The following is a 13,723-nucleotide window of genomic DNA, read 5'->3' on the forward strand; positions in this document are numbered from 1 at the left end:
CCGCTCGTCTCTCTAGCCTCCATTCTCATGCACGGACATCATCTACATATGAAGATGGTGTGGCCGCTGTCAGTGGCGGGACGCCGTGGACGGCAGGGAGGGCGAGGATGACGACAGGACGCGATCTGACCATCAGCGAGGTGCGGCTCACGCCGGTCCTCATCGCCGACCCGCCGCTGCTGAACGCGCAGGGCGTCCACCAGCCCTACACCCCCCGCCTGATCGTGGAGGTCGTGACCGCCGGCGGGATCACGGGCGTCGGCGAGACGTACGGCGACACCAAGTACCTGGAGCTGGCCCGGCCCTTCGCCGACCGGCTCGTCGGGCGCCAGGTCTCGGAACTCAACGGACTCTTCACCGTCGCCGACGAGGTCGCCGTGGACGCCGCCCGCGTCGAGAACGCGCTCGACGTCGGCGGCCAGCGCGGCGTCCAGACCGCCGACAAGCTGCGGCTGTCCGTCGTGTCCGCTTTCGAGGTGGCCTGCCTCGACGCGTTCGGCAAGGCTCTCGGCCTGCCCGTGCACGCGCTGCTCGGCGGCAAGGTGCGCGACGCGGTCGAGTACAGCGCCTACCTCTTCTACAAGTGGGCCGACCACCCCGCGGGCGTGGCGAGCGAGAAGGACGACTGGGGCGAGGCCGTCGACCCCGCCGGGATCGTCGAGCAGGCCCGCAGGTTCACCGAGCGCTACGGCTTCACATCCTTCAAGCTCAAGGGCGGTGTCTTCCCGCCCGACGAGGAGATCGCCGCGATCAAGGCGCTCGCCGAGGCCTTCCCCGGCCACCCGCTGCGACTCGACCCCAACGGCGCCTGGTCCGTGGAGACCTCGCTGAAGATCGCCGCCGCACTCGGCGACGTCCTCGAGTACCTGGAGGACCCGACGGTCGGCACCGACGGCATGGCCGAGGTCTCCGCGCAGACGTCCGTCCCGCTCGCCACCAACATGTGCGTGACGACCTTCGCGGAGATCAAGGAGGCGTTCACACGCGACGCCGTCCAGGTGGTGCTCTCCGACCACCACTACTGGGGCGGGCTGCACAACACCCGTGCACTGGCGGCCATCTGCCGCACCTTCGGCGTCGGCGTCTCCATGCACTCCAACACCCATCTGGGGATCAGCCTTGCCGCGATGACCCATGTCGCGTCGACCGTCCCGAACCTCCATCACGCCTGCGACTCCCACTACCCCTGGCAGTCCGAGGACGTCCTCACCGAACGCATCGCCTTCGAGGGCGGCACCGTGAAGGTCACCGACGCTCCCGGCCTCGGTGTCGAACTCGACCGCGACAAGCTGGCGTTCTTGCACCAGCGGTGGCTCGACGACGACGGGACGATGCGCGACCGCGACGACGAGGCGGCGATGCGGGTCGCCGACCCGGAGTGGACGCCGCCGGCTGTGCCGCGCTGGTAGCCCCTCCGAAGGCGGGCAACAGGCCCCTGGCAGGGTGGTTGACAACTGCTGCTCGGAGCGGTTCGTCGGCCCCGGGTTCCGGCACACTTGGCTCACCAGCACCTTTCACCGGGAGCGTGTCGTGAGCGCGTACGACCGAGAGCCGCCAGGGGCGTATCACGGAGCCCATGTGGACCCGCTTGCCGAGCTGCGTACCGCCGACGACCCGCCCTGGGACGTCTACCTCACGGGCACCGTCTTCCTCGACATCGTCTTCACCGGACTCGACTCCGCGCCCGAGCGCGGAACGGAGTCCTGGGCACGGGGCATGGGCTCCAGCCCGGGCGGCGTGGCCAACATGGCGACCGCGCTCGCCCGGCTGGGCCTGCGCACCTCGCTGGCCGCGGCCTTCGGCGACGACCACTACGGCGAGTACTGCTGGGACGCCCTGGAGCAGGGCGAGGGCATCGACCTCTCGGCGTCACGCAGCGTGCCGGAGTGGCACTCGCCGGTGACCGTCTCCATGGCGTACGAAGGCGAACGCGCCATGGTGTCCCACGGGCACGAGCCGCCACCGGACGGGCCCGCTCCGGAATGCCCGCCACGCGCGCGTGCCGCCATCGCCTCGCTCACGTCGGGCAGGCGCGCGCCGTGGATCGCAGAGGTCGCGAGCAACGGGACCCTGGTCTTCGCGGACGTCGGCTGGGACGACACCGGCCGCTGGGACCTCGCCGGACTGGCCGACCTCGAGCACTGCGAGGCGTTCCTGCCGAACGCCGAGGAGGCCATGCGGTACACCCGCACCGACTGCCCGCGTGCCGCGGCGCACGCTCTCACCGACTACGTACCGCTCGCCGTGGTGACCCTCGGCGCGCAGGGGGCGTACGCCGTGGACGGGCGGACGGGCGAGACGGCGGAGGTGCCCGCGATCGAGGTGGAGGAGCTTGATCCGACCGGGGCCGGGGACGTCTTCGTCGCCGGGTTCGTCACCGGCACGCTGGCCGGGTGGCCGCTGGCCGACCGGGTCGCCTTTGCGGGGCTGACCGCGGCGCTGTCCGTGCAGGAGTTCGGGGGGTCGCTTTCGGCGCCCGGGTGGGCGGAGATTGCCGCGTGGTGGCGGCGGGTGCGGGCGTATGACGACCAGGATCCCGCCGCGTTGCGGCGGTACGCGTTCCTGGAAGCGTTGCTTCCCGATGTTGCCCGGCCTTGGCCCCTTCGGCGGGCCGTGCCGACTATTGGCTTTCGCGCCGCCCGGTAGTCGTTCGTTGCCCTACTAGTAGCGGCACCGTGCGTCGTGGGCACAGCGATGCGGCGCGGCGCGACCGCCCACAGCGGTGTCGCGCGGCGCGACCGCCCACAGCGGTGACCGGGAGCGGTACGAAAAGTTCTACGGGCATGTCCGTGGGTCGTCGTACCCTGGGCAGTGCACAGGCTGCCGAAGCGGTAGGCAGGCGTTCCGTATTGAGGAGGATGAGCAGGCATTCAGAGCCGGCCCATGACTCAGACACCCACAGCTCACACCCCCGCGCAGGGGCAGGCACGAGCGCACTTCACCGTCCCGGCCAAGCACCCGATGGTCACCGTGCTGGGTTCCGGAGACTCCCTCCTGCGCGTGATCGAGAAGGCCTTCCCGGCGACCGACATCCACGTCCGGGGCAACGAGATCAGCGCCGTCGGCGACTCCCACGAGGTCGCCCTCATCCAGCGCCTGTTCGACGAGATGATGCTGGTGCTCCGCACCGGGCAACCGATGACGGAGGACGCAGTGGAACGCTCGATCGCCATGCTCCGAGCGAGCGAGAACGGCGAGAGCGGCGGCACCCAGGAGACCCCCTCCGAGGTCCTCACGCAGAACATCCTGTCCTCGCGCGGCCGCACCATCCGCCCCAAGACGCTCAACCAGAAGCGGTACGTCGACGCGATCGACAAGCACACGGTCGTCTTCGGCATCGGTCCGGCCGGCACGGGCAAGACGTATCTCGCCATGGCCAAGGCGGTCCAGGCCCTGCAGTCCAAGCAGGTCAACCGGATCATCCTGACCCGCCCGGCCGTCGAGGCCGGCGAGCGGCTCGGCTTCCTGCCCGGCACGCTCTACGAGAAGATCGACCCGTACCTGCGCCCGCTGTACGACGCGCTGCACGACATGCTCGACCCGGATTCGATCCCGCGGCTCATGGCGGCGGGGACCATCGAGGTGGCCCCCCTCGCCTACATGCGAGGCCGGACGCTCAACGACGCGTTCATCATCCTCGACGAGGCGCAGAACACGAACCCCGAGCAGATGAAGATGTTCCTCACCCGCCTCGGCTTCGACTCGAAGATCGTGATCACGGGTGACGTGACGCAGATCGACCTGCCCGGCGGCACCAAGAGCGGTCTGCGGCAGGTCCGGGAGATCCTCGATGGCGTCGAGGACGTCCATTTCTCTCTGCTCACCTCGTCCGACGTCGTACGGCACAAGCTGGTCGGCCGTATCGTCGACGCCTACGAGCAGTACGACCGCCGCAACGGCACCGACCACGGCCCCCACGGTCCCCATGGCCCCCACCAGGGCCGCGCCTCCCGGGGGCAGTGACCGGGGCAGTGACAGTCCACCAGCAGGAGACCAGCACGACCATGTCGATCGACGTCAACAACGAGTCCGGAACCGAGGTCGACGAGCAGGCGATCCTCGACATCGCCCGCTACGCCCTCGCACGGATGCGCATCCACCCGCTCTCCGAGCTCTCGGTGATCGTCGTGGACGCCGACGCCATGGAGCAGCTCCACATCCAGTGGATGGACCTGCCGGGACCGACGGATGTCATGTCCTTCCCGATGGACGAGCTGCGCCCGCCGTCGAAGGACGACGAGGAGCCCCCGCAGGGCCTGCTCGGCGACATCGTGCTCTGCCCCGAGGTCGCCGCCAAGCAGGGCCAGGAGGCTGAGACGCAGCACTCCATGGACGAGGAGCTCCAGCTGCTCACCGTCCACGGAGTGCTGCACCTGCTCGGATACGACCACGAGCAGCCCGACGAGAAGGCCGAGATGTTCGGCCTGCAGTTGGCGATCGTGGACGGCTGGCGGGCGGAGAAGGGCATGACCGGCCCCTCCCCGGCCCCGACCGTCTCATAGTGCCGTGAGCGGACAACTGATCATCGGCGCCGTCCTGCTGGTCGTCGTCGCCTGGCTCGCCGCCTGCGCGGAGGCGGGCCTCGCTCGCGTCTCCAGCTTCCGTGCGGCGGAGGCGGTGCGCAGCGGGCGGCGCGGCGCCGCCAAGCTCGCCCAGGTCGCGTCCGACCCCACCCGCTATCTCAACGTCGCGCTGCTCGTGCGCGTGGCCTGCGAGATGGCGGCGGCCGCGATCGTCACGTACGCGTGCCTGATCGAGTTCGACGAGACCTGGGAGGCGCTCACCCTCGCCATCGCGGTCATGGTGCTCGTCAGCTATGTCGCGGTCGGCGTCTCGCCGCGCACCATCGGCCGCCAGCACCCGCTGAACACGGCGACGATCGCGGCGTACGTCCTGGTCCCGCTGGCCCGCATCATGGGCCCCATCCCGTATCTGCTGATCCTCATCGGCAACGCGCTCACGCCCGGCAAGGGCTTCCGCCGCGGCCCGTTCGCCTCCGAGGCCGAGCTGCGCGCGCTGGTCGACCTCGCCGAGCAGGAGTCGCTGATCGAGGACGACGAGCGCCGCATGGTGCACTCCGTCTTCGAGCTCGGCGACACCCTCGTACGAGAGGTCATGGTGCCGCGCACGGACCTGGTCGTCATCGAGCGGTTCAAGACGATCCGGCAGGCGCTGACGCTGGCGCTGCGCTCCGGCTTCTCGCGCATCCCGGTGACCGGGGAGAGCGAGGACGACATCGTCGGCATCGTGTATCTGAAGGATCTGGCCCGCAAGACGCACATCAGCCGGGACGCCGAGTCCGAGCTCGTGTCGAGCGCGATGCGGCCCGCGGCCTTCGTGCCCGACACCAAGAACGCCGGCGACCTGCTGCGCGAGATGCAGCAGGACCGCAACCACGTCGCCGTCGTCATCGACGAGTACGGCGGCACGGCCGGCATCGTCACCATCGAGGACATCCTCGAGGAGATCGTGGGCGAGATCACCGACGAGTACGACCGTGAGCTGCCGCCTGTCGAGGAGCTCGGCGAGAGCCGGTACCGGGTCACGGCCCGGCTCGACATCGGCGACCTCGGCGAGCTGTACGGCCTGGAGTCCTACGACGACGAGGACGTCGAGACCGTCGGCGGACTGCTCGCCAAGGCGCTCGGACGCGTCCCCATCGCCGGTGCCTCCGCGCACGTCGAGCTGCCCGACGGCCGCGAGCTCCGGCTCACGGCCGAGGCCGCCGCGGGCCGCCGGAACAAGATCGTGACGGTCCTTGTCGAGCCGGTGAAGCCGGTGGCCCCGGAGGAGGACGACGCCGCGTGAGCCCGGACGAGTTGCGCGCCTTCTGCCTCTCCTTCAACGCTGCGGTCGAGGACTTCCCCTTCAATCCGGAGACCTCGGTCTTCAAGGTGTGCGGCAAGATGTTCGCCCTGAGCAACCTCGGCGGGCGGCCGCTCACCGTCAACCTCAAGTGCGACCCCGAGGACGCGCTGCGGCTGCGCGCCGACCATCCTGGGCGGATCCTGCCGGGCTGGCACATGAACAAACGCCACTGGAACACGGTGACGGTCGGGCCTCTGCCCGACCGCCTCGTCCGTGAACTGATCGAGGACTCCTACGACCTGGTGGTCGCGGGCCTGCCACGGGCGGAACGCCTCCGCCTCGACCGGCCGTAACGGAGCAGGCCGAGCGGCCCCTCCCGGGCGGCTCCGGTCAGCTCGCCGTCGCCTCCCGTCGGCGACCCAGGCCCAGGCCGAGGGCCACCAGAACCCCCGCCACGAGCACGACCGCGGCGTCCACCGCCAGCACCGTGTGGACGCCCCGCATGAGGTTGGGCGCCGTCGTCGCGACCACGCCCAGCAGCGGGATGCCGATCGTGATACCGACCTGCTGGGTCGAGGTGACCAGGCCCGTCGCCAGGCCCTGTTCCTCGTCCGGCACGCCGGACGTGACCGTCAGGCCGTACGAGATGATCGCGCCCAGGTGGCACATGCTCGCCAGCGAGACGCCCGCCACGGCCAGCCACACCGACCAGCCGCCCTCGCCCAGACCCAGCAGCGTCGTCACGAACGCGCCCTGGCCGAGCAGCGAGCCGACCAGTGTCCGGCGGGCGCCGAAGCGGCCGATGACCTTCGGCGCGTACGTTCCGGCGACCACGGACAGCACGCCCTGCACGCCGAAGACGAGGCCCGTCTCGAAGGCCGACAGCTGCAGGGTCTCCTGCAGGTAGAGGGTGAGTACGAAGACGACCGTCGACATCATCGAGAAGGTGACGAGACCGCCCAGGTTGCCCCACGCCACCGTGCGGCGGCGCAGCATCGGCAGGGAGACGAGCGGGGCCGCTGTGCGTGACTCGACATAGACGAAGGCCGCCAGCAGGGCCACGCCCGCGACCAGCGTGACGATGACGTCCGTGCCGCCGAAGCCGCGGTCGGCGGCGGTCGACAGGGCGTAGATGAGCGAGAGCAGGCCGCCGGTGACGGTCACCGCGCCCGGTACGTCCAGGTGCGGCCGCTCGGGAGTGCGCGACTCGGGCAGCAGGCCGGGTGCGAGCGGCAGCACGAGCAGCGCGAAGACGGAGAGCAGTCCCATCGTGGAGCGCCAGCCGGCCGTGTCGGTCAGGACCCCGCCGGCCACCATGCCGATCGTGAAGCCGAGCGACAGCAGCGTGCCGGAGATGCCGAGCGCGCGGTCGCGCTGCGGGCCCTCCGGGAAGGTGGTGGTCAGCAGGGACATGCCGGTCGGCACGATCACCGCCGCGCCCAGACCCTGCAGCGCCCGCCCGGCCAGGAACGACGCCGGATCCCAGGCGAAAGTCGCCAGCACGGAGGCCGCACCGAAGAGGGCGAGCCCGAAAACGAACAGCCGGCGCCGCCCGTACAGGTCGCCGATCCGGCCGAACAGCAGCAGAAAACCGCCGGACGGCAGCGCGAACGCCGTCACCGCCCACTGCAGCGCGGCCTGGCTCATACCGAGATCCCGGCCGAGCTCGGGCAGCGCCACATTCAGTACGGAGAAGTCCAGCGCGACCATGAACTGGGCCGCGCACAGCACGAACAGAACGAGTTTGTCGCGGGCCGACAGCCGGGTCGACAGCCCAGCCGTCCCGGACGGGTGCGGCACGGAGACCGCCGGGGTCGTCGAAGTGTCCGCGACAGCATGGGTGTTGGTGGATGAGGAGGTCTCGATCGCCATGGCCATGAGCTTCGTGCGTCCGGAATAACCGTGGGGAGCGGGAACTTATGCTGGTGGTCGCACCACCAGACAACGAGTACAGGGGGAGTTGTACGTGGCGAGTGCGGAAACGGACGCAGCCAAGGCACGCCGCCTGAGTGAACTGCGCGAGTTCCTGATGAGCCGCCGTGCCCGGGTCTCCCCGGCCGACGCGGGTCTTCCGGACGGCGGCGCCCGCAGGCGTACGCCGGGTCTGCGGCGTGAAGAGGTTGCCGTACTCGCGGGCGTCGGCGCCTCCTGGTACCAGTGGCTGGAGCAGGGCCGGGACATCTCGGTCTCGCCGCAGGTTCTGGACTCGGTCGCGCGGGTGCTCAAGCTGACCAGCGCCGAACGGCGCCATCTGTACGTGCTCGCCGGGCTCAACCCGCCCCCGCCGGAGACGGCGGAGGCCGACCAGGACATGTGCGAGGGGCTGCACCGGCTGATCGACGCGTGGATGCCGTACCCGGCGCACATCATGGACGGTTACTGGAACTGCGTGATGTACAACGACGCGGCGGCCATGGTGCTCGGCATGCGGCCCGAGACCTCGCAGAACTGTCTGATCACGTTCTTCACGGACCCGATCTACCGTGCGCGGTCCAAGAGCTGGGAGCAGAACGCCCACCAGGTCGTCGCGCAGTTCCGGGCAGCGTGCTCGGAGTGCCCGGACGACGACGGTTTCCAGGCCGTGGTGGCGGAGGCGAAGGCGGCCAGCCCCGAGTTCACCGAACTGTGGGAGCGGCGGGACATCGCACCGGGCGGGCAGCTCGCCAAGGAGCTCGAGCACCCGGTGGCCGGCACGCTGTTCTTCGAGTCCACGCAGCTGCGGGTGCCTGCCCGGCCCGATCTGACGATCGTGCTGCACACGCCCCAGCCGGACACGGAAACCGCCGCGAAGCTGGAGCGGCTGGCCACGCCGGAGGGGCGGCGGGAGGCGATGTATCCGGTCGCGGGGTAGCCGGCTCATCGGGTCCGGTGAGCGGCCCTTACCGCCGGTTCCGGCGGCCCCTTGGGCAGGGGCCGCGGAGCGCTTCGTATGCTCGGCACATGACCGAGAGCACCGCGCTTGATCCCGAGGACCGCAAGATCGTCACACTGGCCCGTTCCGCACGGGCCCGCAATGGTGTGCCTGAGGGGGCTGCCGTGCGGGATGAGACCGGGCGTACGTATGTTGCCGGGACCGTTGCGCTCGAGTCGCTGCAGCTCAGTGCGTTGCAGACGGCTGTTGCCATGGCTGTGGCGTCCGGGGCGAAGTCGCTTGAGGCCGCGGCGGTCGTGACCGAGGCGGAGGCCGCCTCGGGTGCCGACCTTGCGGCCGTCCGCGATCTGGGTGGGGCGGGGACGCCGGTGTTGGTGGCCGGGCCCGATGGGACGGTCCGGGCCACCGTCAGCGCCGGCTGAGCCCGGGTCGACCGGGCACAGCCACGGGGTCGGAAACGCCTGCCCACAGCAGGGGGCTCGGCTCGCTACAGCGCGTCCGGGCCCCGTTCGCCCGTTCGGACCCGGGTCACCGTGTCCACCGGTACTGCCCAGACCTTGCCGTCACCGATCTTGCCGGTGCGGGCGGCTTGCAGTATCGCGTCGATGACCGGGTCCGCGTCGGCGTCCTCGACGACGACCTCGATGCGGACCTTGGGTACGAGATCGACCTGGTACTCGGCGCCCCGGTAGACCTCGGTGTGGCCGCGCTGGCGGCCGTAGCCGCTGGCCTCCGAGACGGTCAGGCCCTGTACGCCGAGTTCCTGGAGCGCGGTCTTCACCTCGTCGAGGCGGTACGGCTTGACGATGGCCGTGATGAGTTTCATGCGGAGGGGCTCCTGTCCTTCGAAACGGGCGCCGGTACGTGGGCCGAGAGGGCCGCGGTCTGCGGGGCAGCGTGACCCAGAACGCCGTGATCGTAGGCGCTCTCCGCGTGCACTGTCTGGTCCAGGCCCGTGAGCTCGTCCTCCGCCGAGGCGCGGAAGCCCATGGCCTTGTCGATGGCCTTGCCGATCCCGTACGTCACGAGGAACGTGTACGCGGCCACGACCACCACGGCCACGGCCTGCTTGCCGAGCTGCGCAAGGCCGCCGCCGTAGAAGAGGCCCTCCTTGCCGCCCGTCATCGAGGCCGTCGCGAACAGGCCGATGAGCAGCGTGCCGACGACTCCGCCGACGAAGTGCACGCCGACGACGTCCAGCGAGTCGTCGTAGTTCAAGCGGAACTTCCAGGCGACCGCGTAGGAGCAGACGACGCCCGCGGCGAGCCCGACCACGGCGCCGCCGAGTATGCCGACCGTGCCGCACGCGGGCGTGATGGCCACCAGGCCGGCGACCGCGCCCGAGGCCGCGCCGAAGGTGGTCGGGTGGCCGTCGCGGCGCTGCTCGACGAAGAGCCAACCGAGCAGGCCCGTGCAGCCCGCGACCACGGTGTTGAGGAGCGAGGCCGCGGCCAGCCCGTTGGCACCGAGCGCCGAGCCGCCGTTGAAGCCGAGCCAGCCGAACCAGAGCAGCCCCGCGCCCATCAGCACCATCGGCAGGTTGTGGGGGCGCATCGCGTCCTTCTTGAAGCCGATGCGGGGGCCCAGCACGAGGGCGAGGGCCAGGCCCGACGCCCCCGAGGCGATCTCGACGACGAGTCCGCCGGCGAAGTCCAGGGCGCCGAGGGAGTTCATGATCCAGCCGTCCGGTCCCCACACCCAGTGCGCGACGGGAACGTATACGAGCAGCGTCCACACCGGTACGAAGACCAGCCAGGCCGCGAACCTTGTGCGGTCCGCGATCGCGCCGCTGATCAGCGCCGCGGTGATGATCGCGAAGGTGAGCTGGAAGGTGGTGAAGAGGAGGGTCGGGACGGTGCCCGTGACACTGTCCGGGCCGATGCCCGCCATGCCGAGGTGGTCGAGGCTGCCGATGATCCCGGCGAACGCGTCGTCGCCGAAGGCGAGCGAGTAGCCCGCGACCAGCCAGACGACCGTGACCAGCGCAATCGACACGAAGCTCATCATCAGCATGTTGAGGACGCTCTTCGTGCGGACCATGCCGCCGTAGAAGAGGGCCAGCCCGGGCGTCATGAGCAGGACGAGCGCGGTGGAGGCGAGCAGCCAGGCAGTGTCGCCTGAGTCGATGCGCGCCGCGGCCAGGGTCTCGGGAGGCAAGAGGTCTCTCCTCGGGATGCGGTGGGGGGACGTCGGCGACGGAGAGCCTCACCGGCGCACATTTCGCAATGGGTACCTTCGCGTTTCCGGCATGTTTCGTGTTGCGTGGGAGTTTCCGGAATCTCACCGGGAGAGGGTGGTGCACGGCTGCGCAAGGCTGCGCATGGCGGTGTACGCCTGTGTGTACGGCGGGCCCGGATGATCAGGGAGAATGGGCGCCATGAGCGTTCGCACCCCTGCATCCGAGGCATCCGAGCCGTCCGAGGCCGTCCACCGGTCCGGCTTCGCCTGTTTCGTCGGCCGACCCAACGCCGGCAAGTCCACGCTGACGAACGCTCTGGTCGGTCAGAAGGTGGCGATCACCTCGAACCGCCCGCAGACGACGCGGCACACGGTACGCGGCATCGTGCACCGTCCCGACGCTCAGCTGGTGCTCGTCGACACCCCCGGCCTGCACAAGCCGCGCACGCTGCTCGGCGAGCGCCTCAACGACGTCGTACGCGCCACGTGGGCCGAGGTCGACGTGATCGGCTTCTGCCTGCCGGCGAACGAGAAGATCGGCCCCGGCGACCGCTTCATCGCCAAGGAGCTCGCGAGGATCAAGCGGACCCCCAAGGTCGCGGTCGTGACCAAGACCGACCTGGTCGACTCGAAGGCCCTCGCGGAACAGCTCATCGCGGTCGACCAGATGGGCAAGGACCTCGGCATCGAGTGGGCGGAGATCGTCCCGGTGTCGGCGGTGGGTGACAAGCAGGTGCAGCTGCTGGCCGACCTGCTTGTGCCGCTCCTGCCCGAGGGCCCGACGCTCTACCCCGAGGGCGACCTGACCGACGAGCCCGAGCAGGTCATGGTGGCCGAGCTGATCCGCGAGGCGGCGCTCGAGGGCGTACGGGACGAGCTGCCGCACTCGATCGCAGTCGTCGTCGAGGAGATGCTGCCGCGCGAGGACCGCCCCGCGGACAAGCCGCTGCTCGACATCCACGCCAACCTGTTCATCGAGCGCCCCAGCCAGAAGGGCATCGTCATCGGCCCCAAGGGCAAGCGCCTGAAGGACGTCGGCATCAAGTCCCGCAAGCAGATCGAGGCCCTGCTCGGCACGCCGGTCTTCCTCGATCTGCACGTGAAGGTCGCGAAGGACTGGCAGCGGGACCCCAAGCAGCTTCGCCGCCTGGGGTTCTGAGACACGGCAGTGCCGCGAGGCGGTCGACGCCCCCAGCCGGGGCTACGCCCCTTCCTTCAGCACCCGGGAGATCAGCTTCCGCTGCGGCTCGGTGAGCCGCGGATCCGCGCAGTACACGGTGCGGTCGTCGACCGTGATCTGGTAGCTGAACCCGTCCGGCACCCCGATCGGCGGTGTGTCCCGTGCGGCCGCCACCGCCTCCTCGACCAGCGCCTGCCACTCCTGGGCGTCGGCCCGCCCCGCGGTGTCCACCTCGGCGTGGCGGTCGATGCCGGCGAATCCGCCCGTGCGCTTCACCTGGATACGCATGGGCCCTGTCTAGTACGCGGAGGGCCTCGGGGGTAGTAGCCACCCCGGCGCGCGAGTGTCCCACCCGCCGGAAGGCTCTGACCACCGCCCGAGGAGCATGCGACCCGCCGGAAACCCGGCGGGTCGCCGTAGCGATATCACGGGCGGTGGCCGGCCCGTGCCCCCAGGCGGTCGGCCTCACTCCGTCGCAGCCACCCCGACCCGCTCCCACGCCTTGAGCACGGCCTGCCGCTCCACGCCCTCGCCGTAGCGGCTCACCGCCGCCGCGACCGTCAGCCGCGCGAAGTCGGTGAACTGCGCCTGCGAGTCCAGTTTGCCGCCGGTCAGCACGTCGTACCAGATCTGTCCCGCGCGCTCCCACGCGTTGCCGCCGAGCGCGTCGGCGACCAGGTAGAAGGCGTGGTTGGGGATGCCGGAATTGATGTGGACGCCGCCGTTGTCACGGCCGGTGCGGACGTAGCCGTCCATCGTCGCGGGCTGCGGGTCCTTGCCGAGAACGTCGTCGTCGTAGGCCGTGCCGGGCTCCTTCATGGAGCGCAGGGCCTTGCCGGTGACGCGGGGCGCCAGCAGGCCCGCGCCGATCAGCCAGTCCGCCTCGGTGGCGGTCTGGCCGAGCGTGTACTGCTTGATCAGCGAGCCGAAGACGTCCGAGAAGTGCTCGTTCAGCGCGCCCGGCTGTCCGAAGTAGGTCAGGTTCGCGGTGTACTGCGTGACGCCGTGCGTCAGCTCGTGGCCGATGGCGTCGACGGGGATGGTGAAGTCGAGGAAGATCTCGGCGTCACCGTCGCCGAACACCATCTGCTCACCGTTCCAGAAGGCGTTGTTGTAGTCCTCGTCGTAGTGGACCGTCGCGTTCAGCGCGAGGCCCTCGCCGTCGATGGAGTTGCGTCCGTACGCCTTGAGGAAGAGGTCGAAGGTCGCGCCGAGACCGGCGTACGCGCGGTTGACCGTCGCGTCGTTGCCGGGTTCGGCGCCCTCGCCGCGGACCTTGCGGCCGGGCAGGTCGGTGCCGTGACCGGCGTCGTAGACCGTGCGGTGCGGCTGTTCGGCGGCGGCCTGAGAGGGCAGGGCCGCCGAGGGTGCGCCGATCACCGTGGTCAGCCGGCGGCGCGTGCGTTCGAGGGCATCCCGCTCCAGGGTGCGGCGTGCGGGACCGGCGAGCGCGGGGTCCTCGTACCGGGCGAGGGTGTCGAGGACGTGGGGCGGCACGATGGTGCAGAAAACCGGCTCGAAGTCTGCCGGGTGGGGGGTCATGGCGTTGGCGGTCATGGCGTGAAATGTGGCACTGGGTCATGCCGCTGTCACTAGTTGCAACGGTGATTGCTGAAATGGAGTGACAGATCACCTCTTGCCCGTTACCGGCCGACGATCCCGCATACTGATACGGGCCCCCCAGA

General features: G+C 70.2%; 14 protein-coding genes. 9 read left to right on the plus strand and 5 right to left on the minus strand.

Features of this window, described 5'->3' with window-relative positions:
• The first annotated feature begins 107 nt into the window (after positions 1-107).
• The 6 genes from ABT009_RS27905 (at position 108) to ABT009_RS27930 (ending at position 6,161) form a co-directional block, all read left to right on the plus strand.
• Complete coding sequence (locus tag ABT009_RS27905; protein WP_351300551.1) at positions 108-1,409, plus strand: glucarate dehydratase family protein; 1,302 nt, start codon at positions 108-110, stop codon at positions 1,407-1,409.
• Between the two features lie 121 nt (positions 1,410-1,530).
• On the plus strand, positions 1,531-2,646 hold the full coding sequence (locus ABT009_RS27910; protein ID WP_351300554.1) for a carbohydrate kinase family protein: 1,116 nt from the start codon (positions 1,531-1,533) through the stop codon (positions 2,644-2,646).
• A gap of 237 nt (positions 2,647-2,883) precedes the next feature.
• On the plus strand, positions 2,884-3,963 hold the full coding sequence (locus tag ABT009_RS27915; RefSeq protein WP_351300557.1) for a PhoH family protein: 1,080 nt from the start codon (positions 2,884-2,886) through the stop codon (positions 3,961-3,963).
• Between the two features lie 41 nt (positions 3,964-4,004).
• Complete coding sequence (gene ybeY, locus ABT009_RS27920) at positions 4,005-4,502, plus strand: rRNA maturation RNase YbeY (protein ID WP_351300560.1); 498 nt, start codon at positions 4,005-4,007, stop codon at positions 4,500-4,502.
• A gap of 4 nt (positions 4,503-4,506) precedes the next feature.
• Positions 4,507-5,808 (plus strand): hemolysin family protein, encoded by a 1,302-nt coding sequence (locus ABT009_RS27925; RefSeq protein WP_351300563.1) that lies wholly within the window; start codon positions 4,507-4,509, stop codon positions 5,806-5,808.
• Positions 5,805-6,161, plus strand: coding sequence for an MmcQ/YjbR family DNA-binding protein (locus tag ABT009_RS27930; RefSeq protein WP_351300566.1), 357 nt, complete (start codon positions 5,805-5,807; stop codon positions 6,159-6,161). The genes ABT009_RS27925 and ABT009_RS27930 overlap by 4 nt, the downstream gene beginning before the upstream one ends.
• A 37-nt stretch (positions 6,162-6,198) precedes the next feature.
• Here ABT009_RS27930 and ABT009_RS27935 read toward each other — a convergent pair whose 3' ends face one another.
• Entirely contained in the window at positions 6,199-7,680 is a 1,482-nt protein-coding gene (locus ABT009_RS27935; RefSeq protein ID WP_351300569.1) for an MFS transporter, read from the minus strand.
• A gap of 157 nt (positions 7,681-7,837) precedes the next feature.
• Here ABT009_RS27935 and ABT009_RS27940 point away from each other — a divergent pair, with 157 nt between their 5' ends.
• Entirely contained in the window at positions 7,838-8,659 is an 822-nt protein-coding gene (locus tag ABT009_RS27940) for a helix-turn-helix transcriptional regulator (RefSeq protein WP_351300787.1), read from the plus strand.
• 89 nt (positions 8,660-8,748) lie between these two features.
• Positions 8,749-9,102: a cytidine deaminase-like protein gene (locus ABT009_RS27945; protein WP_351300572.1), complete on the plus strand. Its 354-nt coding sequence runs from the start codon at positions 8,749-8,751 to the stop codon at positions 9,100-9,102.
• Between the two features lie 65 nt (positions 9,103-9,167).
• On the opposite strand, the gene ABT009_RS27950 is transcribed toward ABT009_RS27945, so the two are convergent.
• Both ABT009_RS27950 and ABT009_RS27955 read right to left on the minus strand, forming a co-directional pair.
• The gene (locus ABT009_RS27950) at positions 9,168-9,506 is read right to left on the minus strand and encodes a P-II family nitrogen regulator (protein WP_351300575.1); all 339 of its coding nucleotides are present in this window, start codon (positions 9,504-9,506) and stop codon (positions 9,168-9,170) included.
• Entirely contained in the window at positions 9,503-10,837 is a 1,335-nt protein-coding gene (locus ABT009_RS27955; protein ID WP_351300578.1) for an ammonium transporter, read from the minus strand. Before ABT009_RS27955 ends, ABT009_RS27950 begins: the two co-directional genes overlap by 4 nt.
• 211 nt (positions 10,838-11,048) lie before the next feature.
• Here ABT009_RS27955 and era point away from each other — a divergent pair, with 211 nt between their 5' ends.
• Complete coding sequence (gene era / locus ABT009_RS27960) at positions 11,049-12,017, plus strand: GTPase Era (protein WP_351300581.1); 969 nt, start codon at positions 11,049-11,051, stop codon at positions 12,015-12,017.
• Between the two features lie 42 nt (positions 12,018-12,059).
• Here era and ABT009_RS27965 read toward each other — a convergent pair whose 3' ends face one another.
• Complete coding sequence (locus ABT009_RS27965) at positions 12,060-12,326, minus strand: protealysin inhibitor emfourin (RefSeq protein ID WP_351300584.1); 267 nt, start codon at positions 12,324-12,326, stop codon at positions 12,060-12,062.
• A 177-nt stretch (positions 12,327-12,503) separates the two neighbouring features.
• The gene (locus ABT009_RS27970) at positions 12,504-13,595 is read right to left on the minus strand and encodes a M4 family metallopeptidase (RefSeq protein ID WP_351300586.1); all 1,092 of its coding nucleotides are present in this window, start codon (positions 13,593-13,595) and stop codon (positions 12,504-12,506) included.
• Positions 13,596-13,723 lie beyond the last annotated feature (128 nt).

Source organism: Streptomyces sp. NPDC002896 (genome assembly GCF_040295225.1).
In the GTDB taxonomy this organism is placed as follows: domain Bacteria; phylum Actinomycetota; class Actinomycetes; order Streptomycetales; family Streptomycetaceae; genus Streptomyces.